Here is a 25,677-nt window from a genome sequence, read left to right on the forward strand (position 1 = left end):
GGAAACGTATTTGTGAGACCGGACACTCACCACAGCGTAGTGACTAGCCAGAACTTCATGAACGATATCGACGAACAACTGCGAGAAATCATTCCCAGATTGCGCCGGTTTGCCGTGTCGTTGACGCGCAATCCCAGCAGCGCCGACGACCTGGTGCAGTCTTGCCTTGAGCGCGCGCTGTCGAGTTGGGGCGACAAACGCCCCGACGGCGACTTGCGCGCCTGGTTGTTTTCGATTCTGTATCGACAGTTTCTCGATGCTCACCGGCGCTCCCGGCGTTATGCGCGGATGCTCGAATTCTTTACCGGGCGTGACGATACACAGCCGTCGGTGGAACGCACCGTGATCGCCCAATCGACCCTGAAAGCCTTCGATCAACTCACCACCGAACAACGTGCCCTGCTGCTCTGGGTCTCGGTCGAAGGCTTGAGTTATAAAGAGGTCGCCGAGATTCTCGACGCCCCCACCGGCACCGTGATGTCCCGCCTGTCCCGTGCCCGCCAGGCCTTGCGCCAGTTGAGCGACGGCGAAATCACCCGCCCTTCTCTGCGGATACTCAAATGATCAGCATGCCCCCAAGCGAGCGTGACCTGCACGCCTACGTCGACCATCAACTCAGCGATGCCGACCGACGTCTGGTGGAGACTTTTCTGGCCAGCAACACTGAAGTGGCTGCACACGTGCGTGCCTGGCAGCAGGACGCCCAGCAACTGCGCGCGGCATTGAGCGGCGCCCTGCAGCAACCGGCCAATCCGGACCTCGACCCGGCGCTGATTCGCCAACGCCTCAAACGACAATCGCGCCGTCACCTGGCCAGCGCCGCCCTGTTGCTGATCGCAGTCAGCGTCGGTGGGCTCAGCGGTTGGCAAGCCCGGGAGATGACACTTGTCAGTGCCCCGCCGCCGATGACCGATGCGATGCAGGCGTATCGACTGTTTGCCCAGCAAGGCATCCTGCCGGCCGATTACAAAGTCAGCGACGACGGTGATATGCAGGGTTGGCTTGACCGCTATTTCACTCAAGCCAATCGCTTGCCTGACCTCTCGGGCGCCGGTTTCAAACCGGTCAGCGGACGCTTGCTGAGCACCGAGCAAGGGCCGGCGGCGATGGTGGTTTACGAAGATCAGGGCGGGCATAAAGTCAGTTTCTACGTCCGCCCACCGGGTCCGAAAAACTACCTGTTACCGAGGGGCAGTCGCTGCGATGGCGAGTTGCAGGCCGAGTACTGGTCGGGGGGCGGGTACAACTACGCGATGGTCAGCCCGAGCGATACGCCGGCGGCGCAGATGCTCAAGCAGACGGTACGGTTTTAAAAGATCAAAAGATCGCAGCCTTCGGCAGCTCCTACAGGGGAACTCAAAATCTGTGTAGGAGCTGCCGCAGGCTGCGATCTTTTCAACCCTGCCCGAACACTTGCGAAGGCCTACGCAGCAACGGGTCGAACGGATTGATCCGCGGCCCGATCAGTGCCGCTTCGCGCTTGAGCATTTCCACCACCGTCGGCAAGCGATCCGGCCCCAGCCGATCACTCACAGTCGCCACACTCAGTGCCGCGACCGCCCGCCCTTCACGATCCAGAATCGGCACCGCCACCCCGGCCATGCCCTGCAATACGCCGGTGTTGCGCCCGGCATAACCCAGCTTGCGCACGTTCTCGACTTCCGAGCGCAGGAACACCTCGTCGTACAGGTGGAAATCCTTGAGCCGCGGCAAGTTGTAGTGAATCACCGTGTCGCGCTCTTCTTCTGGCAGGAACGCCAGAATCGCCAGACTGCCCTGCCCCACGCCCAACGCCACCCGCCCGCCGATGTCACCGGTAAACGTGCGGATCGGAAACGGTCCTTCACTGCGATCCAGGCAGATCGCATCAAAACCACTGCGCGCCAGCAAGAACAACGAATCCCCCAACGACGCCGACAGCCGCAGCAGCGCCGGACGCACCAGTTCGCGCAGATTTCCAGTGTTCCCGGCACGAGCCGCCAGGGCGAAAAACTCCAGACTCAAGCGATAGCGTTTGCTGCGCGCATCCTGCTCGACCATGCCCTCATCCATCAGGCTGCGCAGCAATCGATGCGTGGTCGGTTGTGACAAACCGATGCGCTGGGCCAGTTGCGTCACCCGCTCCCCGCCCTCGACGGTGTCACCCAGACTGCGCAGCACGGCAAACAGTCTGGAGACTGCGCCAACACCGACATCACTTTTGCTTTCATTCCGCTCAATGGAATCTGTCATGGGTTTTCTCGAGTATTAATTTACTCACCGAATGAAACTGAAAATAGTCATCGCCTCAGTGAAATAGGCCATTGAGCCCATCCTATTCTTCGTCCTACTCTGCGTCCAGACAGGGGCGATTCGAACAACAGCGGCAGCCGACTGAAGTCGAGCGCCAACGCACCCAGCAAGACCTTTTCGTATCTGCCCATACAAAAAAGCGCGCCTTCGGGCGACGCATAACAATCTCAGGTGGAGCGCAGTTATGGCTTTTGTGCAACTTGAAGGACTCGGCAAACGTTACGGTGAGATCGACGCCGTCGTTGCCACCAACCTCTCGGTCGAGAAAGGCGAGTTCGTCTCGCTGCTCGGCCCCTCCGGATGCGGCAAAACCACCACCCTGCAAATGATCGCCGGCTTCGTCGAAGTTTCGAGCGGTCGTATCCTGCTGGATGATCGCGACATCACCCACGCCAAACCCGCCAGCCGTGGCCTGGGCGTGGTGTTCCAGAGTTACGCGCTGTTCCCGCACATGACCGTGAAAGACAACGTCGCCTTCGGCCTGCGCATGCGCAAAGTGGCCAACGGCGAGTTGCAGCAGCGAGTGGACCGGGTGCTGAAACTGGTGCGCCTCAACCAGCACGCCGAGCGTTACCCGCGAGAACTCTCCGGCGGCCAGCGTCAGCGTGTTGCATTGGCTCGGGCTCTGGTGATCGAGCCGCCGGTGCTGTTGCTTGATGAGCCGCTGTCCAACCTCGACGCCAATCTGCGCGAAGAGATGCAATTCGAGATCCGCCGCATCCAGCGCGAAGTCGGGATCACCACGCTGATGGTCACCCATGACCAGTCCGAAGCGCTGTCCATCAGCGACCGGGTGGTGGTGATGCAGGCCGGGCGCATCACTCAGATCGACGCTCCCTACACCCTGTACGAACACCCGCGCACCGAGTTCATTTCCGGGTTCGTCGGCAAGGCCAATCTGCTGCCCGGCGAACGGGACAATACCGGCGTCGTCCAAGTGAGCAGTGGCGGCGATCTGACCCTCAGCCTGCGCCCGGAAAAAATCGATCTGCGGGAAAAAGGTCAGGGCCGTCTGCAAGGCAACATCGTCAGTCGCTTCTTTCTCGGCAGCCAATGGCTGTACGGCGTATCGACGACCCTGGGCGAACTCAGCGTGGTGCGCCGCAACGACGGTTCGGCACCGCTGACCGAAGGCACGGCGGTCGGCCTCGATTGGGACGCAACGTTGCTGCGGGTGTTGAGTGTCGACGAGGTGCCGGCATGAGTACGCTTGTCGCCATTCGCCAGGGACGCCAGGGTTACTGGCTGTCGGCACCCGCCCTGGCCTTGTACCTCAGCCTGCTGGTTATCCCGCTGCTGCTGACCTTGGTGCTGTCTTTCAACGTCTTCGACTACAGTTCGGGGATCAACGGCGATGCCTACACCCTCGACCACTACAGCAGCCTGCTGGGCGACCCGTACTTCTACGAGATCTTTCTGCGCACGATTTGGATCAGTGTCCTGACCACCCTGCTCTGCGTGGCGATCGGCGTGCCCGAGGCCTACATCCTCAGTCGCATGGGCACGCCGTGGCGCTCGATTTTCCTGATTCTGATCCTCACCCCGCTGCTGATTTCAGTGGTGGTGCGCGCCTTCGGCTGGAGCCTGTTGCTCGGCGCCGACGGTCTGGTCAACCAGACCCTGCAAGCCTTCGGCGGCTCGCCAATGAAACTGCTCTACACGCCGTTCGCGGTGGTGATTGCGCTGGTCCACGTGATGCTGCCGTTCATGATCATTCCGGTCTGGACCTCGTTGCAAAAACTCGACCCGGCCGCCGAACAAGCCGCGATGTCCCTCGGTGCCAGCCACTTCACCGTGATGCGCCAAGTGGTGCTGCCGCAAATCATGCCCGGTGTGCTCTCCGGCACCTTGATCGTGTTCGGTCTCGCCGCCAGCTCTTTTGCGATTCCCGGTCTGCTCGGCGGACGCCGGATAAAAATGGTCGCCACGCTGATCTACGACCAATACCTGTCGGAGCTCAACTGGCCGATGGGTGCGGCCATCGCCGTGGCCCTGCTGTTGCTCAACCTGCTGATCATGCTGTCGTGGAACCGGATGATCGAAGGCCGCTACAAGAAGTCATTGGGATAACTCGTCATGTCCAAGAACGGTCCTTTCGCCCTGCTGTTCCATACCCTCGTGGTGCTGTTCATGCTGGCGCCGCTGGTGGTGGTGGTTTGCCTTGTGGCCTTCACCCCGGAAAACACCCTGAGCCTGCCAACCACGGAGTTTTCCCTGCGCTGGTTCCGCGCGGTGTTCGAGCGTGCTGACTTTGTCGATGCGTTCTACAACAGCCTGATCCTGGCCTTTTGCGCGGCCAGTCTGGCGACACTGATTGCGGTGCCGGCGGCGTTGGCGATCACTCGTTTCGAATTCCCCGGACGCGACTTTTTAAACGGCCTGTTCCTGTCGCCGATCATCATTCCGCACCTGGTGCTCGGCGTCGCGTTGCTGCGATTGTTTGCGCTGATGGGCGTCAACGGCAGCTTCGCCTGGCTGATCTTCGCCCACGTGCTGGTGATCACACCGTACGTGCTGCGGCTAGTGCTGGCGTCGGCCATCGGCCTGGATCGCAGCGCTGAACACGCCGCGCAATCGCTCGGTGCCGGGCGCTTCACGCTGTTCCGGGAAATTACTTTGCCGATGATTCTGCCGGGGGTCGCCGGTGGCTGGCTGCTGGCGTTCATCAACAGTTTCGATGAGGTCACGCTGTCGATCTTCGTCACCTCTCCGGCCACGCAAACCCTGCCGGTGCGGATGTACGTGTACGCCACCGAATCCATCGATCCGATGATGGCGGCGGTGTCGGCACTGGTGATTGGGTTGACCGCGTTGACGATGATTTTGCTCGACCGGGTCTACGGCCTCGATCGGGTTCTGGTGGGCAAACAATGAGGGCGCCATGGCTCTGCTGAAACGACTGGCCGAAGGCGACCGCCCGGCCCTGGACTTTACCCTCGACGGCACACCTGCCACCGGCCTGCTCGGCGACACCTTGCTGACGGCGGTGCTGACCTGCAGCGAACACTTGCGCGGTAGCGACTTCAGCGCCGAACCCCGCGCCGGGTTTTGCATGATGGGTGCGTGCCAGGACTGCTGGGTACGACTGGGCGATGGCCGGCGCGTGCGCGCCTGCTCGACGTTGCTCGAAGCCGGGCAGCAGGTCAGCCGCGAACCGGGGCGCAGCATATGACGGTCATTTATCCGGTGCGCCCAAAAGATCGCAGCCTTCGGCAGCTCCTACGCCGAACGCGGTCTCCTGTAGCTGGCGAAGCCTGCGATCTTTTGATCTTGAATTTCATGGGGTCTATATGAATTCCGTGATCATCATCGGTGCAGGCCCGGCCGGCATTCGTGCCGCACAAACCCTGGTCGCCCACGGCGTTCGCCCGGTGCTGCTGGACGAAGCAGCACGCGGTGGCGGGCAGATTTATCGCCGCCAACCGGCAAACTTCAAGCGTTCACCGGTCAAGCTGTATGGTTTCGAAGCTGGCAAGGCCAGCGCGTTGCACCAGACGATCGACACGCTGTGCGAGCAACTCGACTACCGCCCAGAGACCCTGGTATGGAACGCCGAGGACGGTGCGCTCGACACCTTGCATGAGGGCCGCGCCACGCGGCTGGCGTTCTCCCGTGTGATCGTCGCCACGGGCGCCACCGACCGGATTCTGCCGGTACCGGGCTGGACCCTTCCGGGGGTCTACAGCCTCGGTGCAGCGCAGATCGCCCTCAAGTTTCAAGGCTGCGCCATCGGTGAACGCGTGGTGTTCGCCGGCAGCGGGCCGTTGCTGTACCTGGTGGCGTATCAATACGCCAAGGCCGGTGCGAATGTCGTCGCGGTGCTCGACAGCTCGCCTTTCAGCGCTCAGGCCCGCGCCCTGCCCGGCCTGCTCTCGCAGCCCGCCACCCTGGCCAAAGGCATCTATTACCGCAGTTGGCTGACCGCCCACGGCATCCCGGTGCATCAGGGCGCCAGCCTGAAACGCATCAATGGCGAGCAACGTGTGCAATCGCTGAACTGGTCCAACTCAAAGGGTGAACAGCAACTCGATTGCGACGCCGCCGCCTTCGCCCACGGCCTGCGCAGTGAAACCCAACTCGCCGACCTGCTCGGCTGTGAATTCGCCTGGAACCCGCTCAACCGCGCCTGGCTGCCGCAACGTGACAGCGCCGGTCGCAGCAGTGTCGCCGAGGTCTACCTGGCCGGTGACGGTGCCGGCATCATGGGCGCCGACGCGGCCGAAATGGCCGGCGAACGCGCGGCTCTGGCGTTGCTCGAAGACATCGGTTACCTGATCCCGCCGCAACGTGGGACGCAATTGGAGCAGGCGCTGGGACGGATCGATACCTTCCGCCAAGGTCTGGAACGGGCCTTCATCTTTCCCGAGAATTGGGCCGCCGATGCCCCGAATGACGTAATGATCTGCCGCTGCGAAGAAGTGCGGGCCGGCGACATCCGCCAAGTCGTGCGCGAGGGCCATTGGGAAATCAACCGGGTCAAAGCGCATTGCCGGGTCGGCATGGGGCGCTGTCAGGGTCGGATGTGTGGCGCCGCCGCCGCGGAAATCATTGCCTGCGAAAGCCAGCGCGGCGTGTCCGACATCGGCAGGCTTCGGGCTCAGGCCCCCATCAAACCCCTACCGTTTGGTCTGGAGGTCGAGTCATGATCGAAGTCGATGGCGTCATCATTGGCGGCGGAATTGTCGGTGCCTCCGCCGCGCTTTTTCTGAGCAAGGCCGGGCGTCGCGTGGCGCTGCTGGAGCGGGACTTCTGTGGCTCGCATTCCAGCGGCGTGAACTACGGCGGCGTACGGCGTCAGGGGCGACCGTTGTCGCAACTGCCGCTGTCGCAACGGGCCCACGACATCTGGGGGCAACTGCCGCAGCTGATTGGCATCGACGGTGAATATCAGCGTAGCGGTCATCTGAAACTGGCCCGCAGCCTCAACGACCTGCACGCCTTGCAAGACTATGCCGCCAGCAGTCGGGGTTTTGGCCTCGATTTGCAGGTACTCGATCGCAGTGAATTACGCGCACGTTTTCCGTGGGTCGGCGAGGTGGCGGTCGGTGCCTCGTTTTGCCCCGATGACGGTCACGCCAACCCGCGACTGGTCTCCCCGGCGTTCGCCCGGGCGGCGCGGCGACATGGAGCACAAGTCCATGAACAATGCCCAGTGACGGCGGTGGAACACGACGGGCAACGCTTTCGCATCAGCACGCAAAGCGGTCTGGAGTTGCAGGCGCCCTGGCTGCTGAATTGCGCCGGCGCCTGGGCCGGCACCCTGGCAGAGCAATTCGGTGAGGGCGTGCCGATGCACGCCGGGCACCCGGCGATGCTGGTCACCGAGTCGTTGCCGCTGGTGATGAACGCCAGCACCGGGGTCGAGGGCGGTGGCATTTATGCGCGCCAGGTCGCGCGCGGCAATTGCGTGTTGGGTGGCGGTCAGGGTTTTGCCCTCGACGGCGCCCGCGCCCGGCCCGGTCAACACGCCGTGATCGAGATCCTGCGTCAGGCCGTCGAGCTTTATCCGTTTCTTGAAGGCGCCCAGGCGATTCGCACCTGGAGCGGCACCGAAGGTTACCTGCCCGATCGCCAACCGGTGATCGGCCACAGTGGCACTCAACCCGGTCTGCTGCACGCGTTCGGCTTTGCCGGTGCGGGCTTTCAGATCGGCCCCGCGGTGGGCCAGGCGCTCACCGAAATCATCTGCAGCGGCGCCTCAAAAGCGTCGCTGGATGCGTTTTCCATCACCCGGTTTCACTCCATCTCCGTTGCTTGATAGAGGAAGGTCGCGCCAATGAATAACGTCAAACGCAATGCTCTGCTCGGTATCTCCTGCTTGAGCGCCCTGCTCACGGTCACCCAGGCCCAGGCCGAACCGACGCTTTACCTGGGCATGAACGGCGGGACTATGGAGCGGCTCTACGCCGACAAGGTGCTGCCGGTTTTCGAGAAGGCCAACAACGTCAAAGTGGTGATCGTGCCCGGCACCTCCGCCGATATCCTGGCCAAGGTCCAGGCCAGCAAAGGCAACCCGCAGATGCATGTGATGTTCCTCGACGACGGCATCATGTACCGCGCCATCGCCATGGGGCTGTGCGACAAACTCGAAGACAGCGCGCCGCTGGCGCAGATTCCGGCCAAGGGCCGCATCAAGGATCAAGCGGTGGCGGTCAGCCTAGGCGTGACCGGGCTGGCGTACAACACGCGTCTGTTCAAGGAGAAAGGCTGGACCGCACCGACTTCGTGGATGGACATGGCCGACCCGCGCTTCAAGGACAAACTGGTGTTCCAGTCGATGGCGTCTTCGACCTTTGGCCTGCACGGCTTCCTGATGTTCAACCGGATTCAGGGCGGCAGCGAAACCGACGTCGAGCCAGGTTTCAAGGCTTGGCCGAACACCGTCGGGCGCAACGTGCTGGAGTACATTCCGAGTTCGGCGAAGATTTCCGAAATGCTTCAGACCGACGAAGCCGCGCTGTTCCCGCTGACGCCGACCCAGGTCACCGCCCTGAAACTCAAGGGCATGCCGGTGGAGTATGCGCAGCCGAAGGAAGGCGCCGTGGTGCTCAACGTGGCCGAATGTGCCATCGCCAACAACACTCAGCCGGAACTGGCGCAGAAACTCGCCGCCTTCTTGCTGACGCCGGACGCTCAGGCTGCCGCGCTTGAAGACGGAGACCAGATCCCGTCCAACCCCAATACCCCGACCACCGACAAGACTCGTGGCCAGGTCGAGGCGATGAAGCAATACCTGACCACTGCCATTGCGATCGATTGGGATCAGGTCAACGAACAGCGCCCGGCATGGAATGCGCGGTGGAATCGTAGTATCGAGCGCTAACTGACAAACACCCCATAACTGTCAGCAGGAACGCAATCGATGTAGCAGCTGCCGAGCCTGCGAGGTTGCGTTCGGCTGCGAAGCAGTCGTAAAACCAAACACCGTGGTCATTCAGGAAAACCGCAGGGAATGGATTGGCGACTGCTGCGCAGCCGAACGCAGCCTCGCAGGCTCGGCAGTTGCTACAGGTCGACACAACTGGAATGGAAATTCCCCCTTTGGTTACACTACGGCGCGGCAGCTCGGGGAGCTGCCTGACGATTACGGGGTGAAATCACAGTGGCCGTTCGACCGCCAAACCGTTCGCGACTCACACCACGCTGGCCCACGCTACGCCGCTTGTTCGGCAAGTCATCGGAGGCATCCGCCGGTCACACCGCGACCAGTCGAGTCATCCACGACTACTTCCACCGCAAGGCCCACACCCAGGGTTACACCCTCAGCCATAGCCAACTGCGCGTCATCGACTGCATGGCGCAACACGCCGCAGCGCTGCCGGGCACCTCGGCAAAAACGCTTCCCGGCCTTTACCTGCACGGCGCCGTGGGTCGCGGCAAGAGCTGGCTGCTCGACGGGTTTTTCCAGGCCATTCCCATCGCGGAAAAACAGCGCCTGCATTTTCATGAGTTTTTTGCGCAACTACACCAAGGAATGTTCACTCATCGCGATCACCCCGATGCGCTGGAAACCACCCTTGATGAACAGCTGCGCGATTGCCGGGTGCTGTGTTTCGACGAGTTTCACGTCCATGATATCGGCGACGCGATGCTCATCACCCGGCTGTTCAAGGCACTGTTCCGCCGAGGCATCCTGCTGCTGGTCACTTCTAACTACACACCGGAAGGACTGCTGCCCAACCCGCTGTACCACGCGCGCTTCAAACCGGTGATCGACCTGATCAACGAACGCATGCAGGTCATGGAGGTCGGCGGCCCCCACGACTACCGCAGTCAGGTCAGAACCCATGCCCAGCAGCTGTTTACCCAGGGACAGTACGTCTGGCCCGCTACCGCAACGCAGCGTCAATCGCTGAACCTGCCCGAACGCGACGCGCCGGCCATTCAACTGCCCGTCGGGACACGCAACCTTCAGGCCCGACACTGCGAAGGGCGAACCATCGGTTTCACTTTCGGCGATCTGTGCGACCAACCCACCGCGGTCATGGATTACCTGGAGCTGTGCCGCCGTTTCGATCACTGGTTCATCGATGAACTGCCCAACCTCGCCGATTGTTCCATCGCCGCCCAGCAGCGCTTCATCAATCTGGTCGACGTCCTGTACGACCAGGACAAGCACCTGATTTTGCTCGGGCAGCAGTCTTTGCGCGAAAGCCTGGGCGGCGATGCCATCGATCTGGCGCGCACGCGCAGCCGGTTGGGGCAGTTGGTGGAAGTCAGGGAGCCGTAGGTTTTGTGGCGTCTGTCAGACCGCTATCGCGAGCAAGCTCGCTCCCACATTAGATCGCGTCCGTCCAGACAACTCGGTCAACTGTGGGAGCGAGCTTGCTCGCGATAGCGGTCTGACAGACACCACACCTTTGCCAGTATCATGTCGCCCATTTCCAGGCCCCGTGCCTTCCCTTTGATCAATAGTGAATCTGTTCATGGATACCCTTGCCCAACTGCGCACCGGCCAACTGTCGGGCGTTACCCGCCTGGACCTCACCGGCGGCCTGACGGAGTTTCCGCGAGAAATCTTCGACCTGGCGGACTCGCTGGAAGTCCTCAACCTCAGCGGCAATGCCTTGAGCAGCCTGCCGGACGACTTGCACCGCCTGACCCGTTTGCGCGTGTTGTTCTGCTCGGACAATCTATTCACCGAACTGCCCGACTGCCTGGGCCAATGTGCCGCACTGACGATGGTCGGCTTCAAGGCCAACCGCATGGAGCGCGTGCCAGGCGCGGCCCTGCCACCGTTGCTTCGCTGGCTGATCCTGACCGATAACTGCATCACTGAACTGCCGGCCGAGCTGGGTGAACGCCCGCACCTGCAAAAACTCATGCTTGCTGGCAACCGCTTGCAACGTTTGCCGGAGAGCTTGCGTCATTGCCATCGACTCGAACTGATCCGTATCGCCGCCAACCAGTTGAGCGAATTACCCGAGTGGCTGCTGTCCCTGCCGAGCCTGACCTGGCTGGCGTACGCCGGTAACCCGCTGGAGACCGAAGCCGATGCGGCCGCCCTCGAAGCCACGCCTCGCATTCCCTGGTCTGAACTGCGTCTGGAGCAGCAACTGGGCGAAGGCGCCTCAGGAGTGATTCATCGGGCTATCTGGGATCGACCGGGCCAACCGGCCACTCAGGTCGCGGTCAAACTCTACAAAGGCGAAATGACCAGCGATGGCTCGCCGTTGCACGAGATGAACGCCTGCATCACCGCAGGTTGTCACTCCAACCTGATCCGGGTTGAAGGGCGAGTCGTCGGGCATCCAGAAGCCCAGGCCGGGCTGGTGATGCAACTGATCGATCCGAGCTATCGCAATCTGGCCGGGCTGCCGAGCCTCGCATCATGTACCCGCGACGTTTACGCCAATGACACCCGGTTCAGCGCGGGTGTGGCATTGCGCATCGCTTGTGGCATCGCCTCGGCAGCCGAGCATTTGCACCAACATGGCATCACCCACGGCGACCTCTACGGCCACAACATTCTGTGGAACGAGTACGGTGATTGCCTGCTGGGGGATTTCGGCGCGGCGTCGTTCCATGCCACCTCGGACAGCCTTGAAAGCCGTGCGCTGCAACGGATCGAAGTGCGGGCGTTTGGTATTTTGCTGGGGGAATTGTTGGAGCGGATCGACTCGGGGTTGAGCGATGAGGGTCGGGGGCTGCTGGAGGCATTACAGCAGCGCTGCTGTCAGCCGCAGGTGCTGGCGCGACCGGGGTTCGGCGAGATAACTCAGGAGTTGAATGGCTGGTGACCGCTTCGCGGTCAATCGTCGGATCGCCGCCCGGAGCCAGCTCGCTCCCACAGGGGTTCTGTATTGGTGACAAATCATGTGTACGACACAAAACCAATGTGGGAGCGAGCTTGCTCGCGATGACGGTGTCACTGGCGAAAAATATTAACCCGCCAACCCTACAAACATGTCCTGCACGTCATCGTGGTTATCGAGGCCTTCGAGGAAGGCTTCGACTTCAGCCATCTGCTCATCGCTCAGACCGCTGACCGGATTTTTCGGCTGATAACCCAGCTTGGCCGACAACACGGTGAAACCTTGCTCGGGCAGGGCTTTCTGCACGGCGTCCAGGTCCGCAGGCTCGGTCAGAAACAGGGTCGTGCCCTCTTCTTCACCCGGCTCGAAATCCTGGGCGCCGGCTTCGATGGCGGCCATTTCCGGATCGGCGTCAGGGCTGTCCGGGGACGCCTCGATCATGCCCACATGGTTGAAGTCCCACGCGACCGAACCGGAAGCGCCCAATTGGCCCTTGCGGAACGCGACGCGGATTTCCGCCACGGTGCGGTTGATGTTGTCGGTCACGCATTCGACGATCAACGGAACCTGGTGCGGAGCGAAACCCTCGTAAGTCACGCGATGGTACTGAACGGTCTCACCCAGCAGGCCCGCGCCTTTCTTGATGGCGCGATCCAGAGTTTCCTTGGGCATCGAGGCTTTCTTTGCCTGTTCAACCACCAGACGCAGGTGTGCGTTGGTAGCGACATCGGTACCGTTGCGGGCAGCGATGGTGATTTCTTTTACCAGTTTGCCGAAGATCTTGCCCTTGGCGTTAGATGCCGCTTCTTTGTGTTTAACCTTCCACTGTGCGCCCATTACTCACTCTCTTGATCTGTGGCGCCGAGACATCTATTGGCCGACGCATGGCGCAAGTTTATACGCCCTAAAGTTGGCAATCGACCAAAAAATCCACCCTGTTCACCCGCATGACGAATCGACATCTCCACCGGCAGTTGTAGGGGGATTCTGAAACTTCGATTTGCGGTGACCATAAAGGGCTGTGGTTTCGTACCCTCTGCGCCCGAATTCCATGGCAGAAGCGCGTTCGATGCACAACGACAAGGAAAGTCCCTTCACCCTGACACTTCTCGACGGCGATTTGAGTTTGCAGGTGTTGCAGTTCAGTGGCCGAGAAGCCCTCAACCAGCCCTATCGATTCGACATCGAAGTCATCGGCCTCGCACCGGCCATGAACCTCGACCGATTGCTGCAACAACCGGTGTTCCTCAGCCTGATGGAGGGCCAGGGTATTCATGGCGTTCTTCACAGTGCCAGTCGCGAGCATCGCGGCCCCCACCGGATCGGCTACAAACTGGTGCTGGTGCCCTACCTTCAATGGCTCGACCGACAGCGTTCACGCCGCGTCTTTCATCACCTCAGCGTACCGATGATCCTGCGCCAACTGCTGAAGGAACATGATGTGCCCGAGGGGAGCTATCGCTTCGAATTATCCAACGGACACTATCCCGTCCGGCCTTTTTGCATTCAGTACGAGGAGAGCGATCTGGCATTGCTGCAACGGCTGTGCGAAGAAGAAGGCATTCACTATCACTTCGAACATCAGCGCGACGGGCATGTGCTGGTCCTGGCGGATGACAGCCTGAGTTTCCCCCAAGAACCAGTCCTTACACCTTTCCAGGGCAACGCGCCCGAAGACAGTGACGCGCCCGTGATCAGTGAGTTGTTCCAGCGCCATGACTCGCCGCCCTTTCCCTCACGACTGGAGGCCAGGAACCGTGGCTCGCAAAAACCCAACGAGGGCGCGGCCAACCACGCTTTCAGCAAACCATTGCCGGTGATGGTCCGGCCCGCGGCCGAGCACATCCATCACGATCAGCTGAGCCGACGACAACTGGAACGTCTGCGTTGCCAGCATCTGCAGATCCACGGTCAAAGCAACCAGAGCGCACTGCGCAGCGCACGGATAGTGCAAGTGTCAGAACATCCACTGCCCAATTTCAACGATCAATGGCTGCTCACCGAAATCCGACATCAGGGGCAACAACCTTCGATTCTGGCCGCCGACAAACCCGATACGGTTCGCCATTATCGCAATCAGTTCACCGCCATTCCCTGGTCAACGGTATTCAGGCCCGCGCTCAAACAGACCAGGCCGAGCATCCCGGGCTATCAGCCCGCCCAGGTGCAGGGCCCTGCCGGGCATCCGGCGGCGCTGGATGATCGAGGTCGAATACAGGTCAGGCTGTGGCCAACAGCGCAAGCGAATCCGCTTGAATCTGCCGGTCTCTGGCTACCGGTCGCCCTTGCTGCGCCGGACGGTCGGATTGCCCCGTCCAGCCTGCCAACGGCCGGCAGCGACGTCCTCATCAGTTTTCTCGACAGTGACCCGGACCGGCCGGTGCTGTGCGTCGGCATGGGCCATCACCCGCGCACTCGGCCTGTTCCCGAGCCACGCCGCGATAGCCACTTGCTGCTCGATTGGCTGGTCAATCGCTCGGACCTCACACCCTGACTCTCAACCCTTGTCGGCCTTGCCGGCCGCCGCCGCGAACTTCGCCAGACGCACATCCAGATGCCGTGGCCGGTGCCCGTGATCCTCGGCGCGCTCCTTGCGACGGATGGCGTTGCGCACCATCAGGGAGCCGAGGTAACGAATCGGTTCCGGCGGAAACAAGCCCAGCGGGCCGTTGACCAGAGGCGAACGGGTCCAGGCGTTGTCCAGCCCCTGGACCATCGAGGCGAGAATCTGCCCGCCCATGTGACACGGGCCAACCCCACTGCCGGAGTATCCGAAACCATAAAACACGTTGCCACTGGCGCTCATCTGACCGAAGAACGGCAAACCGGTGACCGAGCGATCAGACGGACCGTTCCATGTCGCCTCGACCTTGACCTCGGCAAACGCCGGAAAGAACTCGCTCAGGCTGTGCTGCAACAAACCGGCATAGGGCGATGGCTGATCGAACACCGGCAACATTCGCCCACCGTAAGCAAAGGTGTTGCCGCCCTTGCCGAGCATGATTCGGCCGTCCGGGGTGTTGTGGTAGTAGTGCACGAAAATCCGCGAATCGAGCACGGTGACGCCGCTGGTCAAACCGATCTCATTAAGCAGATCGGGTCGCGGTTCAGTGATCAGCATGTCGCTGGAAACGATCGCTATACTGCGCTCGAACTGTGGAAACGCCCGGGCCATCCAGGCGTTCATCGCCAGCACCACGCGATCCGCGCGAACGGTGCCATTCGGGGTTTGTATCCCCGCAGGCTTGCCCTCCTGCAACCCGGTCATGGCGGTGTGCTCGTGAATCCTCACCCCGAGTTGCAAGGCGACCCGGCGCAAGCCGCGCACCAGTTTGCCCGGTTGCACACTTGCCGCCGCCGGGGAAAACCAGCCTTCCAGATGTTTGCTGGAACCGGCCATGCGTTGCACATCGGCCACCGGCCGTTGGGTGAAAGAGTTGATGCCATTGCGCTCCAACGCCGCGATCACGGCGTCGGTCGAGCCGCATTGGGCGCGGTTGGTGGCGGTGTACAGCGTACCGTCGAGGCGGTAATCGGCGTCCACCGCGTACTGCTCGCAAAAGGCGCCGATGGCATGGATGCTGCGCTCCGATTCCTTGACCAGTCGCACGGCTTCTTCGACGCCGAAGAGCCGCTCAAGGGTGAAGTACTTGGCCGACCACGACAGTGCACAACCACCGTTGCGACCACTGGCGCCGGCGCCGCAGATATCGGCCTCGATCAGCAGCACATCCAGTTCGGGGTTCTGTTCCTTGAGCATGATCGCGGTCCACAACCCGGTGTAGCCGCCGCCGACGATGCAGACGTCGGCGCGGGTGTCGCCCGCCAAGGATTCGCATGGCGCGCAGGACTCGGCCGCCAGCGCCTGTTCCAGCCAAAAAGGTCTCATGGGTCAATCCTTAAGTACGCAGAGGTTTTACGGTGATCGGTTGGTTAGGCACGAAAGCGCTTTCGGCACGCAGGCCAGCCGGGCGGCTGTTCCAGTGCGGGATCAGCACCAGGGCCGAGAACATCGCGCAGCCAGCGAAGACGATGAACACGGTGACCGAGTCGAAGTAGCCCGGCAGCAAGCCGCCGAGAATCGCCCCGACCGAGCCGCAACCGTTGACGAAACCGGCCGCTGTGGCGCCCGCCTTGGCGGTGCCGAAATCGATCGCGGCCGCGCCGCTGATCATCGAGTCCGGTCCATACAGGGTCAGGCCCATGACGAACAGCAGCGCCACCACCAGCATCACGCTGCCGGTATGCAGAGCACCCATGAACAACGCCAGGCTCACGGTCAACGCCAACAGGCTGAGCACACACGCCGGCATGCGTCGGGCGCCGAACAGTTTGTCCGAAGCGAGCCCCAGCAGAATCGGCCCGAGTAACCCGGCCAGTTCAAACGCGGTCGGAATGATTGCCGCGCCGACCTTGCCCACCGAGGGCATCTGCTCGAAGACGATCACTGGTCCCCAGAGCAGAATCGCGTAGCGAGCCGGCTTCAGCAGAAAGTAGGCGAGGCCCAGAACCAGCACGGTGCGGTTGCGCAGAATTTCTTTTAACGGTTCCAGAATGCTGATCTTGCTTTGCAAGTCGGCCTCTTGCGCCGTCAGTTCCGGCTCTGGTTCCACCGCCGGCAAGCCAACGTCTTCGGGTTTGTTGCGCTGAAAAATAAAAAACAGCACGGCGACCAGCCCAACCACCGCCGCACTGGAAAAGAACGCCGCATGCCAGGTGCCGATCAGCGTATACGCCCACCAGCCAGCGAACGGCGACGCCACCAGCCCACCAAAGGCGTAGCAGGAACTCCACAACCCCAGCACCCGCCCGCGCTGTTCGGCGGGAAAGAAACTGCCGAGGTTCTTGCACAGCCCGGACCAGCCGGTGGACTGGGCAAACCCTTGAATCAACATGCAGGTAGCGAAGATTGGCAACGTCGCAAAACTGCCCATCACCAAGGCTGCCGCCGCTGAAATCAACAACCCGCCAAACACTACGACCCTTGGGCCAAAGCGGTCGGCCAGGACGCCCCAGGTGAATTGCCCGATGGCGTAAGCCGTCAGGTAGATGGCGTCGAGGTTGGCCATGGCCATTTTGTCGAGCATGAAGGTGGGGTCTTCGGCGATCCCCAGTTTTGCCACGGAAAAAGCTTTGCGGGTGAAGTAGAAAGCGGCGTAAGCGAGCCAGGTGATCGCGAAGATCTGCACGCGCCAACGCTTGATAGTGCCGATGTGCTTGTTCATGGTGGTTCTGACCTCAGGGTGTGAGTGTGCCGGCAGAAATTGAGAAATCACGCCTGTTTTTTTATTGTTGAGCACTTCGATATCGCAGCGTCCCTGAGGCGATATCGGTCAGATGAGTCCTGCTGTTGCACGCACAGGCTCATGGCCGCCGACGCTGTTCGACTGACCAGTCACCGGGGCTGAGGTGGATAAAAACAATTACTGATTAATAAGTGAAATCGATTTATCGTATTTCCAATATAAGCTCAGCTTGTTACTGGAGGTTTCGATGTCGGTTTCCCACGCCCAGCTCAAAGCCTTCCACGCCGTGGCCGTGCACGGAAGCTTTACCAAAGCCGCCGAGCGGCTATTCCTCACCCAACCGGCGATTTCCGACCAAGTGCGCAAGCTCGAAGAGCGTTTCGGTGTGCTGCTGTTCCATCGCAATAAACGCTCGGTCCGGCTGACGGATCTGGGCGAGCGTTTGCTGAGCATTACCCAGCGATTGTTCGTTATCGAGGCCGAGGCGCAGGAGCTCTTGCATGACTCCAGGGCCTTGCAGACCGGCAGCCTGATTCTCGCGGTGGATGCGCCAGTGCACGTGTTGCCGCAGATTGCTCGCTTCTGTGAGCGCTACCCCGGCATCAGCGTGAAGATCGAAACCGGCAACACCGACGAATCGCTGTTTCGGCTGTTCAACTATCAGGCCGACCTGGCGTTGCTGGGCCGGGAGGTGAGTGACGAACGTCTGATCTCGTTGCCGCTGCGCAACGACCCGATGGTGGCGTTCGTTTCGCGCAATCATCCATGGGCCGACCGGGAGTCGATTTGCCTCGCGGATCTGGATGACACGCCTTTGGTGCTGCGGGAAATCGGCTCGGTGACGCGCCAGACGCTGGAAGAAGAAATGGCTCAGGCAGGCTTTCGCATTCGGCCGGCGATTCAGGTTGAAGGCCGGGAAGCGGCGCGTGAGGCGGTGGTCGTGGGGATTGGCGTTGGTGTTGTATCAGCCGCCGAGTTCGGTGCAGATTCGAGGGTTTGCGCGTTGCCGATTACCGACTGCAAACGACGATTGACCGAGACTCTGGTGTGCTTGCGCGAGCAAAGTTCGCGGCGGGTGGTGGCGACGTTTCTGGAGATGGTTCGCGAGAGTTTGGTGTAAACAGGTCCTCCCCCTTCGCGAGCAAGCCCGCTCCCACACTGGTTTTGCGTTGATCACATAATCTGTGGCCAACATAGATCCCCTGTGGGAGCGGGCTTGCTCGCGAAGGCCGCGCCGCAGATCAACTGGATGGCGCCAAGTCGAAAAACGCCTGTATCAAGCGCAAATCTCGCCGCCGCTCCATGCAGCCAATCATGTGTCGGTTAACCAACCCTTCACCAAGAATCGGCACCGCCGCCACCCGCGGGTCATGACTGACTTCCACCGACGACACCACGCCAACCCCCAACTCTGCGGCGACGGCTTCGGTCACCGCCTCGCGACTGTCCAGCTCCAGCAACACCCGTGGACTGACCAACGCCGCCGCACAGGCCTCGTCGAAGGTGCGCCGGGTGATCGAACTTGGCTCGCGCAACACCATGATCACCTGATCCAGCGCCTTGAGCGGCACCCCCTCGGACATCTGCGCCCACGGATGACCGTCGGGCACCAGCGCACAAATCCGTGATTCGCTTAAGTCTTGCAAATGCAGCCCCTTGCGCGGTTCGACCTCGGTCAGCACCGCCACGTCGGCATGCTCCGACAGCAACGCCGCCAAGGTTTCCTGTGCATTACCCAAACGCAGGTTCACGGTGATCCCCGGATAACGCGCGCGCAAACTGGCGAGCATCGGCATGACCATGTGCGGCCCGTCCGCCGCCACTTCCAGGCGTCCGGTCAGCAACTGCCGGTTGGCCTCGAGCATCACCTGCGCCTCTTCGGCCAGACCGAACATTGCCCGGGTGATCGCGGCCAGTTTGGTGCCCTCCTCCGTCAGCTCCACCCGTCGTGCGGTGCGCCGCAACAGGGTGATCTGGTAATGCTCCTCCAGCGCCTTGATGTGCCCGGTGACCGCCGGTTGGCTGATGAACAGTCGCGCAGCGGCCCGGGTGAAGCTGCCCTCACGGGCCACGGCGTCGAAGGCGCGGAGCTGGAACAGGTTCATGAATAACCCTCACTGATGGCTGGCATAACAACAAACAATTTGATTGATAGCACGGCAAATTGCAATTTAAGCCCCGTAGCTTCATTCCATCGATTGCGAGGACACGAGAATGAGTACTGCCGAACCCATCCTGCTCACCCCCGGCCCACTGACCACATCGGCCCGCACCCGTCAGGCGATGATGGTCGACTGGGGTTCATGGGATGACCGCTTCAATCAACTGACCGCCAGCCTGTGCGAACAACTGCTGGCGATCGTCAACGGCGGCGACAGCCACCACTGCGTGCCCCTGCAAGGCAGCGGCACGTTCGCGGTCGAAGCGGCGATCGGCACGCTGGTGCCTCGCGACGGCAAAATCCTGGTGCTGATCAATGGCGCCTACGGCAAACGCCTGGCGAAAATCTGCGAAGTCCTCGGCCGCTCCTTCAGCACCTTTGAAACCGCCGAAGACGAACCGACCACCGCCGCCGACGTCGACCGTCTGCTGCGCGCCGACGCAAGCATCACCCACGTCGCGCTGATTCACTGCGAAACCAGCACCGGGATCCTCAACCCGCTGCCGGAAATCGCCCACGTCATCGCGCAACACGGCAAACGCCTGATCATCGACGCTATGAGCTCTTTCGGCGCGCTGCCGATCGACGCGCAACAGGTGCCGTTCGACGCGCTGATCGCCGCCTCGGGCAAATGCCTGGAAGGCGTGCCGGGAATGGGCGTTGTCTTCGCTCGCAAAGAAGCACTGGCCAATGCCGCCGGTAACTCGCACTCGCTGGCAATGGACCTTTTCGATCAGCACACCTACATGGCCAAGACCGGCCAATGGCGCTTCACCCCGCCGACCCACGTGGTCGCGGCGTTGCACGAAGCCCTGCTGCAATACAACGAAGAAGGTGGATTGCCCGCCCGGCATCAGCGCTATGCCAACAACTGCCAGGTGCTGCTGGATGACATGGCCAAACTGGGGCTGCGCAGTTTCCTGCCCGCCGAGATTCAGGCGCCGATCATCGTCACCTTTCATGCGCCGAAAGATCCGCGCTACCAGTTCAAGGAATTCTACGAACGCGTCAAGGCCAAGGGTTTCATCCTCTACCCCGGCAAATTGACCCAGGTCGAAACCTTCCGCGTCGGCTGCATCGGCCACGTCAACCAGGCCGAGATGCACGCGGCCGTGGCGGCGATCGCCGAGGTGTTGCAGGAAATGGAAGTGTTGGAAATCTAAACCACACCGCAATCCACTGTGGGAGCGGGCTTGCTCGCGAATGCTGACTGACATTCAACATTGATGTCGTCTGACGCACCGCCTTCGCGAGCAAGCCCGCTCCCACCAAAAGCAGCTCCCCTATTAGCCAGTTGCCCCAGGACTTGATCACCATGAACTATACAAACCCAACCAAACTGCAAGCCGCCATCCTCGACTGGGCCGGCACCGTGGTCGACTTCGGCTCCTTCGCCCCGACACAGATTTTTGTCGAAGCTTTCGCCGAATTCGACGTTCAGGTTTCCATCGAAGAAGCCCGCGGGCCGATGGGCATGGGCAAATGGGACCACATCCGAACCCTGTGCGATCAGCCGGAAGTGGCCGAACGTTATCGCACAGTGTTCGGCCGTACGCCGACCGACGACGACGTCACCGCCATCTACAAACGCTTCATGCCCCTGCAAATCGAGAAAATCGCCGAGCACTCGGCGCTGATCCCGGGCGCACTGGACACCATCGCCAATCTGCGCCGGCAAGGGATCAAGATCGGTTCCTGCTCCGGCTACCCGAAACAGGTCATGGACAAAGTTGTCGAGCTGGCCGCCACCAACGGTTACGTCGCCGACCACGTGGTCGCCACCGACGAAGTGCCCAACGGACGCCCATGGCCGGCCCAGGCGCTGGCTAACGTGATTGCGCTGGGCATCGATGATGTCGCGGCCTGCGTGAAGATCGACGACACCGTGCCGGGCATTCTCGAAGGTCGTCGCGCCGGCATGTGGACCGTGGCGTTGATCTGCTCGGGCAACGCACTGGGCCTGGACTACGAAGGTTATCGGGCCTTGGGCAGCGACAAACTGGCCAGCGAACGCAAGCGCATCCATGCGATGTTCGAAGGCTCGCGGCCGCACTACATGATCGACACCATCAGCGATTTGCCGGAAGTGATCGCCGATATCAACCAGCGCCTGGCCAAGGGTGAGATGCCACAAACCAACTGATTGCGCCTGTCGCCGCATAAAAAAGCGCCAGTTTCTTAACGGAACTGGCGCTTTTTTTTGGTCGACCACCTGATCCAGAGCATTGAACACCCAAATAGCCACAGGCAAATCCACCAAAGCGGATTACAGTTAAAGCACACCGTCGAACAAGAACGGTGGCTCGACCTGACCTGTGAGGAACACCGTATGCCCTGGAAGAATTCCGACTCACGCTACAGCACCGTATCGATCGTGCTGCATTGGTTGATGCTGGTCCTGCTGGCGCTGGTTTACGCATGTATTGAATTTCGCGGAATCTTTCCAAAAGGCAGTGGCGGCCGGACGCTGATCACCGAATCGCACTTTTTGCTGGGCTTGACGGTGTTTGTCCTGGTTTGGCTGCGGCTGTTTGCGCGCAGCCTGGGCTCGGCACCGCAAATCTTCCCGGCCTCCCCTCACTGGCAGACCGTGCTGGCCAAATTGATGCACTGGGCGCTGTACATTTTCATGATCGCCATGCCGATTCTGGGCTGGCTGGTCACCAGCGCCAAGGGTCACCAAGTGATGTTCTTCGGCTTCGACCTGCCGTTGCTGGTCGCGGAGGACAAGGCGTTGGCCAAGCAGATTCAGGGTTGGCATGAACTCGGCGGCACCCTTGGTTACTGGCTGATCGGTCTGCATGCCGTGGCGGGGATTTATCACCACTATGTGGTGGGCGATAACACCTTGCTGCGGATGATGCCCAAGCGCGGGTGAATCCCGCCGCTCACTGGAAACCCCGGCGGCCCTGCAAACCGCCGGTATGGATAAAGATCAGGCGTGTGCCCTTTTCGAATCTTCCGGCTTCGACTTGCTGCTTGAGCGCCAACAGTGCTTTGCCGGTGTACAGCGGTTCGAGGGGAATGCCGCTGGCCTGTTCGGCCTGATCGATGAATTCGAGCAACAGCGGATCGACTTTGGCAAAGCCGCCAAGGCTGGCGTCGAACAATTCATAGGCGCGATTGTGTAAACCCGCCTCCCGCACGATCGAATCGACCTGCTGCGCAACCCCATGATCGTCGGGCACCGCCAGCGCGCCATACACTGGGTGTTCACCTGCTTCGGCCAGCACCAGACCGGCCAGGGTCGTGCCCGTTCCACAGGCTAGCCACCAGCCGTCATAGTCGCTCCAGCCAAGACCGTTCAGTTGCTCGCTTACCATTGTCCTCAGCTGCAGGCAGCCCTTGGCGCCCTGCAAACCGCCGCCACCTTCCGGCACCGGATGCAGATCGGGATACTGCGCCTGCCATGGCAGCCAGAAACCCGGCTCGTGCCGCGCTCGATAACCGCCATAACCCAGCCAATGCAATTGCATGCCAAACGCCTGCAAGTCTTTCACCGTCGGCGTTTCTTGCGGATGACCGCGCAGCAGGCCAACGGTGCGAAAACCAAAACGCTTACCCGCCGCGGCCAGTGCATGCAGATGATTGGAGTGGGCACCGCCCAGACTGATGATGCCTTTGGCACCGATCTGGTCAGCAGCTTTCAGGTGCTCGATGAGTTTGAACCACTTGTTGCCGCTGATCAGCGGGTCGATTTGGTCAAGGCGCAGGATCGCGACTTCGATGCTTGATCGGGTGAGCCAATCAAGATGAAGGTGCTCGAGGGGGGCCTGGGGTAGCCAATCGGTTGGAGGGGAAAGCATTGGCGCCTGATTGTGCTCGGGTAGATCCAGCATTCTAGTCGCTCAAAGTCAGCCATCGCGAGCAAGCTCGCTCCCACAGGGGTTTTGAATCGGTCACAAAATTTGTGAGCAACACAGAACCTGTGGGAGCGAGCTTGCTCCGGGCGGCGTTCCGACGATGGCCATTGGCACGCTCGACCTGCGGATTACAACTCGGCGGCCAACCGCGACCCTTGGTTGATCGCACGTTTGGCATCCAGCTCTGCCGCCACATCCGCGCCGCCAATCAAATGCACGTTCTGCCCGGCCGCCACCAGGCCATCCTGCAATTCACGCAGCGGATCCTGCCCGGCGCAAATCACGATGTTGTCCACCGGCAGCACTTGCGGCTCGCCGGTTTCGCCGATGCGGATGTGCAAACCCTCGTCGTCGATCTTCAGGTACTCGACGCTGTTGAGCATCTGCACCTGCTTGTTTTTCAGACCGGTGCGGTGAATCCACCCGGTAGTTTTACCGAGGCCGTCGCCGACCTTGGATTTCTTGCGTTGCAGCAGGAACACTTCACGCGCCGGTGCATGGGGTTCAGCCTTGATGCCGGCGACACCGCCGCGCGCTTGCAGATGCGTGTCGATGCCCCACTCCTTCCAGAACGCATCGCGGTTCTGGCTGGTGGCCACGCCCTGGTGAACCAGGAACTCCGACACATCGAATCCGATACCACCGGCGCCGATCACCGCGACGCGCTTGCCCACCGGTTTGCGCTCAAGGATCACGTCCAGGTAGCTCAGCACCTTGGCGTTCTCGACACCCGGAATCGCCGGGGTTCTTGGCGCGATGCCGGTGGCGAGAATGATCTCGTCGTAACCGCCTTCGACCAGCTGCGCGACGTCGACGCGGGTGTTCAGGCACACCTCGACGTTAGTGGTCTGCAGTTTGCGGTTGAAGTAGCGCAGGGTTTCGAAGAACTCTTCCTTGCCCGGCACACGCTTGGCGATGTTGAACTGGCCGCCGATTTCGCTGGCCGAATCAAACAGAGTGACCGAGTGACCACGTTCGGCGGCCACGGTCGCTGCCGACAGCCCGGCAGGACCGGCACCGACCACCGCGATTTTTTTGATCTGCTGCACCGGCAGGTAGTTGAGTTCGGTTTCATGACAGGCGCGCGGGTTCACCAGGCAACTGGTCAACTTGCCGCCGAAGGTGTGGTCCAGACAGGCCTGGTTGCAACCGATGCAGGTGTTGATTTCATCGCCACGGCCGGCCGCAGCCTTGTTGACGAAGTCCGCGTCGGCGAGGAACGGCCGCGCCATGGAGACCATGTCGGCATCGCCTTCGGCCAGAATCTGCTCAGCCACTTCCGGGGTGTTGATGCGGTTGGTGGTGATCAGCGGAATGCTCACCGAGCCACGCAACTTGGCAGTGACTTTGCTGAACGCACCGCGCGGCACTTTGGTGGCGATGGTCGGAATCCGCGCTTCGTGCCAGCCGATGCCGGTGTTGATGATGGTCGCACCGGCTTGCTCGATCGCCTTGGCCAACTGGACGATTTCTTCCCAGCTGCTGCCGCCTTCCACCAGATCGAGCATCGACAGGCGGAAGATAATGATGAAATTCGGACCTACCGCTTCACGCACCCGGCGGACGATTTCCACCGGTAGGCGCATGCGGTTTTCGTAGCTGCCGCCCCAGCGGTCAGTACGGTGGTTGGTATGGGCGGCGAGGAACTGGTTAATGAAATAACCTTCGGAGCCCATGATCTCGACGCCGTCGTACTCGGCCTGTTGCGCCAGGGTCGAACAGGTGACGAAATCGCTGATCTGCTTCTCAATGCCTGCCTCGTCCAGCTCTTTAGGCTTGAACGGGTTGATCGGTGCCTGAATGGCGCTCGGTGCGACCTGTTTCGGGCTGTAGGCATAACGCCCGGCGTGAAGGATCTGCATGCAGATCTTGCCGCCCGCCTCGTGCACCGCGCGGGTGACGATCCGGTGCTTGAGCGCTTCTTCCTCGGTGGTCAGTTTGGCTGCGCCGGAGTACACCCCGCCCTCGTCGTTCGGGCCAATACCACCAGTGACCATCAGGCCAACGCCGCCACGGGCACGTTCGGCGAAATACGCAGCCATGCGCTCGAAACCGCCGGGCTTTTCCTCAAGACCGGTGTGCATCGAACCCATCAGGGTACGATTGCGCAGCGTGGTAAAACCCAGGTCCAGCGGGGCCAACAGGTGCGGGTAATGAGCGGCGGCCATCGGTAACTCCACATCGAGCGATCACGGAAAAAGTGCAGGAGCTCTTTGGCCCCCGTCAGTCATGTTGAACAGACTAAGAGTCGCGCCGCTGTCACTCAATGACCGTAACTGACAACTTATTGATCCAAATGTGCAGCGCCCCTTGGCAAGTGCCGGCATGCGCCCTACCCTAGTCGCGAACCCTGCACACGG

23 protein-coding genes are annotated in these 25,677 nt (G+C 61.3%); 16 read left to right on the forward strand and 7 right to left on the reverse strand.

Annotated elements, in window-relative coordinates; all coding sequences use genetic code 11:
* Window positions 1-57 precede the first annotated feature (57 nt).
* A complete protein-coding gene (locus CUN63_RS02390) occupies window positions 58-564 on the forward strand; it encodes a sigma-70 family RNA polymerase sigma factor (protein WP_129445050.1) in 507 nt (168 codons plus the stop codon).
* Window positions 561-1,313 carry an anti-sigma factor gene (locus CUN63_RS02395; RefSeq protein ID WP_129437005.1) on the forward strand — a complete coding sequence of 251 codons (753 nt, stop codon included), beginning with the start codon at window positions 561-563 and terminating at the stop codon, window positions 1,311-1,313. Before CUN63_RS02390 ends, CUN63_RS02395 begins: the two co-directional genes overlap by 4 nt.
* An 82-nt stretch (window positions 1,314-1,395) precedes the next feature.
* On the opposite strand, the gene CUN63_RS02400 is transcribed toward CUN63_RS02395, so the two are convergent.
* Complete coding sequence (locus CUN63_RS02400; protein ID WP_008148459.1) at window positions 1,396-2,232, reverse strand: IclR family transcriptional regulator; 837 nt, start codon at window positions 2,230-2,232, stop codon at window positions 1,396-1,398.
* Window positions 2,233-2,476: 244 nt separating this feature from the next.
* On the opposite strand from CUN63_RS02400, the gene CUN63_RS02405 reads away from it, so the two are divergent.
* From CUN63_RS02405 to CUN63_RS02445, 9 genes are all read left to right on the forward strand, one after another.
* Window positions 2,477-3,496 (forward strand): ABC transporter ATP-binding protein, encoded by a 1,020-nt coding sequence (locus CUN63_RS02405; protein ID WP_129437006.1) that lies wholly within the window; start codon window positions 2,477-2,479, stop codon window positions 3,494-3,496.
* Window positions 3,493-4,362 carry an ABC transporter permease gene (locus CUN63_RS02410; RefSeq protein WP_129437007.1) on the forward strand — a complete coding sequence of 290 codons (870 nt, stop codon included), beginning with the start codon at window positions 3,493-3,495 and terminating at the stop codon, window positions 4,360-4,362. Before CUN63_RS02405 ends, CUN63_RS02410 begins: the two co-directional genes overlap by 4 nt.
* A gap of 6 nt (window positions 4,363-4,368) precedes the next feature.
* Complete coding sequence (locus CUN63_RS02415; protein ID WP_129437008.1) at window positions 4,369-5,166, forward strand: ABC transporter permease; 798 nt, start codon at window positions 4,369-4,371, stop codon at window positions 5,164-5,166.
* A 7-nt stretch (window positions 5,167-5,173) separates the two neighbouring features.
* Window positions 5,174-5,464 carry a (2Fe-2S)-binding protein gene (locus tag CUN63_RS02420; RefSeq protein WP_129437009.1) on the forward strand — a complete coding sequence of 97 codons (291 nt, stop codon included), beginning with the start codon at window positions 5,174-5,176 and terminating at the stop codon, window positions 5,462-5,464.
* A gap of 118 nt (window positions 5,465-5,582) precedes the next feature.
* Window positions 5,583-6,938 (forward strand): NAD(P)/FAD-dependent oxidoreductase, encoded by a 1,356-nt coding sequence (locus CUN63_RS02425; RefSeq protein ID WP_129437010.1) that lies wholly within the window; start codon window positions 5,583-5,585, stop codon window positions 6,936-6,938.
* Window positions 6,935-8,050 carry an FAD-binding oxidoreductase gene (locus CUN63_RS02430; protein ID WP_129437011.1) on the forward strand — a complete coding sequence of 372 codons (1,116 nt, stop codon included), beginning with the start codon at window positions 6,935-6,937 and terminating at the stop codon, window positions 8,048-8,050. Before CUN63_RS02425 ends, CUN63_RS02430 begins: the two co-directional genes overlap by 4 nt.
* 18 nt (window positions 8,051-8,068) lie before the next feature.
* Complete coding sequence (locus CUN63_RS02435; RefSeq protein WP_129437012.1) at window positions 8,069-9,115, forward strand: ABC transporter substrate-binding protein; 1,047 nt, start codon at window positions 8,069-8,071, stop codon at window positions 9,113-9,115.
* A gap of 279 nt (window positions 9,116-9,394) precedes the next feature.
* The gene (gene zapE / locus CUN63_RS02440) at window positions 9,395-10,522 is read left to right on the forward strand and encodes a cell division protein ZapE (RefSeq protein ID WP_129437013.1); all 1,128 of its coding nucleotides are present in this window, start codon (window positions 9,395-9,397) and stop codon (window positions 10,520-10,522) included.
* 196 nt (window positions 10,523-10,718) lie between these two features.
* Complete coding sequence (locus CUN63_RS02445) at window positions 10,719-12,032, forward strand: leucine-rich repeat-containing protein kinase family protein (protein ID WP_129437014.1); 1,314 nt, start codon at window positions 10,719-10,721, stop codon at window positions 12,030-12,032.
* Between the two features lie 144 nt (window positions 12,033-12,176).
* Here CUN63_RS02445 and CUN63_RS02450 read toward each other — a convergent pair whose 3' ends face one another.
* On the reverse strand, window positions 12,177-12,884 hold the full coding sequence (locus tag CUN63_RS02450; protein ID WP_129437015.1) for a YebC/PmpR family DNA-binding transcriptional regulator: 708 nt from the start codon (window positions 12,882-12,884) through the stop codon (window positions 12,177-12,179).
* Between the two features lie 232 nt (window positions 12,885-13,116).
* On the opposite strand from CUN63_RS02450, the gene CUN63_RS02455 reads away from it, so the two are divergent.
* Window positions 13,117-14,541 (forward strand): type VI secretion system Vgr family protein, encoded by a 1,425-nt coding sequence (locus CUN63_RS02455; protein ID WP_129437016.1) that lies wholly within the window; start codon window positions 13,117-13,119, stop codon window positions 14,539-14,541.
* A gap of 3 nt (window positions 14,542-14,544) precedes the next feature.
* On the opposite strand, the gene CUN63_RS02460 is transcribed toward CUN63_RS02455, so the two are convergent.
* On the reverse strand, window positions 14,545-15,936 hold the full coding sequence (locus CUN63_RS02460) for an FAD-dependent oxidoreductase (RefSeq protein ID WP_129437017.1): 1,392 nt from the start codon (window positions 15,934-15,936) through the stop codon (window positions 14,545-14,547).
* A gap of 10 nt (window positions 15,937-15,946) precedes the next feature.
* Window positions 15,947-17,272 (reverse strand): MFS transporter, encoded by a 1,326-nt coding sequence (locus CUN63_RS02465; protein WP_129437018.1) that lies wholly within the window; start codon window positions 17,270-17,272, stop codon window positions 15,947-15,949.
* Between the two features lie 268 nt (window positions 17,273-17,540).
* Here CUN63_RS02465 and CUN63_RS02470 point away from each other — a divergent pair, with 268 nt between their 5' ends.
* Entirely contained in the window at window positions 17,541-18,413 is an 873-nt protein-coding gene (locus tag CUN63_RS02470) for a LysR family transcriptional regulator (protein WP_056740259.1), read from the forward strand.
* Window positions 18,414-18,534: 121 nt separating this feature from the next.
* Here the strand turns inward: CUN63_RS02470 and CUN63_RS02475 are convergent, their stop codons facing one another.
* A complete protein-coding gene (locus CUN63_RS02475) occupies window positions 18,535-19,398 on the reverse strand; it encodes a LysR substrate-binding domain-containing protein (protein WP_129437019.1) in 864 nt (287 codons plus the stop codon).
* Between the two features lie 109 nt (window positions 19,399-19,507).
* Between CUN63_RS02475 and CUN63_RS02480 the strand changes: the two genes are divergently transcribed.
* The 3 genes from CUN63_RS02480 (at window position 19,508) to CUN63_RS02495 (ending at window position 22,332) form a co-directional block, all read left to right on the forward strand.
* Window positions 19,508-20,617, forward strand: coding sequence for a 2-aminoethylphosphonate--pyruvate transaminase (locus tag CUN63_RS02480; RefSeq protein WP_129437020.1), 1,110 nt, complete (start codon window positions 19,508-19,510; stop codon window positions 20,615-20,617).
* A gap of 152 nt (window positions 20,618-20,769) precedes the next feature.
* On the forward strand, window positions 20,770-21,597 hold the full coding sequence (phnX, locus tag CUN63_RS02490) for a phosphonoacetaldehyde hydrolase (protein WP_129437022.1): 828 nt from the start codon (window positions 20,770-20,772) through the stop codon (window positions 21,595-21,597).
* Window positions 21,598-21,783: 186 nt separating this feature from the next.
* Window positions 21,784-22,332, forward strand: coding sequence for a cytochrome b (locus tag CUN63_RS02495; RefSeq protein WP_129437023.1), 549 nt, complete (start codon window positions 21,784-21,786; stop codon window positions 22,330-22,332).
* Window positions 22,333-22,342: 10 nt separating this feature from the next.
* Here CUN63_RS02495 and CUN63_RS02500 read toward each other — a convergent pair whose 3' ends face one another.
* Both CUN63_RS02500 and CUN63_RS02505 read right to left on the reverse strand, forming a co-directional pair.
* Entirely contained in the window at window positions 22,343-23,260 is a 918-nt protein-coding gene (locus tag CUN63_RS02500; RefSeq protein ID WP_129445051.1) for a 1-aminocyclopropane-1-carboxylate deaminase/D-cysteine desulfhydrase, read from the reverse strand.
* Window positions 23,261-23,445: 185 nt separating this feature from the next.
* Entirely contained in the window at window positions 23,446-25,485 is a 2,040-nt protein-coding gene (locus tag CUN63_RS02505; RefSeq protein ID WP_129437024.1) for an FAD-dependent oxidoreductase, read from the reverse strand.
* Between the last annotated feature and the right edge of the window lie 192 nt (window positions 25,486-25,677).

Origin of the sequence: Pseudomonas sp. ACM7, from assembly GCF_004136015.1 — a bacterium.
GTDB lineage: Bacteria > Pseudomonadota > Gammaproteobacteria > Pseudomonadales > Pseudomonadaceae > Aquipseudomonas > Aquipseudomonas frigoris.

Excerpts from the sequence above, each read along its gene's own strand:
- CUN63_RS02410 (WP_129437007.1), top strand. The coding sequence starts at position 3,493 with ATGAGTACGCTTGTCGCCATTCGCCAGGGACGCCAGGGTTACTGGCTG.
- CUN63_RS02445 (WP_129437014.1), top strand. The coding sequence starts at position 10,719 with ATGGATACCCTTGCCCAACTGCGCACCGGCCAACTGTCGGGCGTTACC.
- CUN63_RS02415 (WP_129437008.1), top strand. The coding sequence starts at position 4,369 with ATGTCCAAGAACGGTCCTTTCGCCCTGCTGTTCCATACCCTCGTGGTG.
- CUN63_RS02420 (WP_129437009.1), top strand. The coding sequence starts at position 5,174 with ATGGCTCTGCTGAAACGACTGGCCGAAGGCGACCGCCCGGCCCTGGAC.
- CUN63_RS02460 (WP_129437017.1), bottom strand. The coding sequence starts at position 15,936 with ATGAGACCTTTTTGGCTGGAACAGGCGCTGGCGGCCGAGTCCTGCGCG.
- CUN63_RS02395 (WP_129437005.1), top strand. The coding sequence starts at position 561 with ATGATCAGCATGCCCCCAAGCGAGCGTGACCTGCACGCCTACGTCGAC.
- CUN63_RS02450 (WP_129437015.1), bottom strand. The coding sequence starts at position 12,884 with ATGGGCGCACAGTGGAAGGTTAAACACAAAGAAGCGGCATCTAACGCC.
- CUN63_RS02405 (WP_129437006.1), top strand. The coding sequence starts at position 2,477 with ATGGCTTTTGTGCAACTTGAAGGACTCGGCAAACGTTACGGTGAGATC.
- CUN63_RS02480 (WP_129437020.1), top strand. The coding sequence starts at position 19,508 with ATGAGTACTGCCGAACCCATCCTGCTCACCCCCGGCCCACTGACCACA.
- phnX (WP_129437022.1), top strand. The coding sequence starts at position 20,770 with ATGAACTATACAAACCCAACCAAACTGCAAGCCGCCATCCTCGACTGG.
- CUN63_RS02505 (WP_129437024.1), bottom strand. The coding sequence starts at position 25,485 with ATGGCCGCCGCTCATTACCCGCACCTGTTGGCCCCGCTGGACCTGGGT.
- CUN63_RS02435 (WP_129437012.1), top strand. The coding sequence starts at position 8,069 with ATGAATAACGTCAAACGCAATGCTCTGCTCGGTATCTCCTGCTTGAGC.
- CUN63_RS02475 (WP_129437019.1), bottom strand. The coding sequence starts at position 19,398 with ATGAACCTGTTCCAGCTCCGCGCCTTCGACGCCGTGGCCCGTGAGGGC.
- CUN63_RS02425 (WP_129437010.1), top strand. The coding sequence starts at position 5,583 with ATGAATTCCGTGATCATCATCGGTGCAGGCCCGGCCGGCATTCGTGCC.
- CUN63_RS02455 (WP_129437016.1), top strand. The coding sequence starts at position 13,117 with ATGCACAACGACAAGGAAAGTCCCTTCACCCTGACACTTCTCGACGGC.
- CUN63_RS02495 (WP_129437023.1), top strand. The coding sequence starts at position 21,784 with ATGCCCTGGAAGAATTCCGACTCACGCTACAGCACCGTATCGATCGTG.
- CUN63_RS02430 (WP_129437011.1), top strand. The coding sequence starts at position 6,935 with ATGATCGAAGTCGATGGCGTCATCATTGGCGGCGGAATTGTCGGTGCC.
- CUN63_RS02500 (WP_129445051.1), bottom strand. The coding sequence starts at position 23,260 with ATGCTTTCCCCTCCAACCGATTGGCTACCCCAGGCCCCCCTCGAGCAC.
- CUN63_RS02390 (WP_129445050.1), top strand. The coding sequence starts at position 58 with ATGAACGATATCGACGAACAACTGCGAGAAATCATTCCCAGATTGCGC.
- CUN63_RS02470 (WP_056740259.1), top strand. The coding sequence starts at position 17,541 with ATGTCGGTTTCCCACGCCCAGCTCAAAGCCTTCCACGCCGTGGCCGTG.
- CUN63_RS02400 (WP_008148459.1), bottom strand. The coding sequence starts at position 2,232 with ATGACAGATTCCATTGAGCGGAATGAAAGCAAAAGTGATGTCGGTGTT.
- CUN63_RS02465 (WP_129437018.1), bottom strand. The coding sequence starts at position 17,272 with ATGAACAAGCACATCGGCACTATCAAGCGTTGGCGCGTGCAGATCTTC.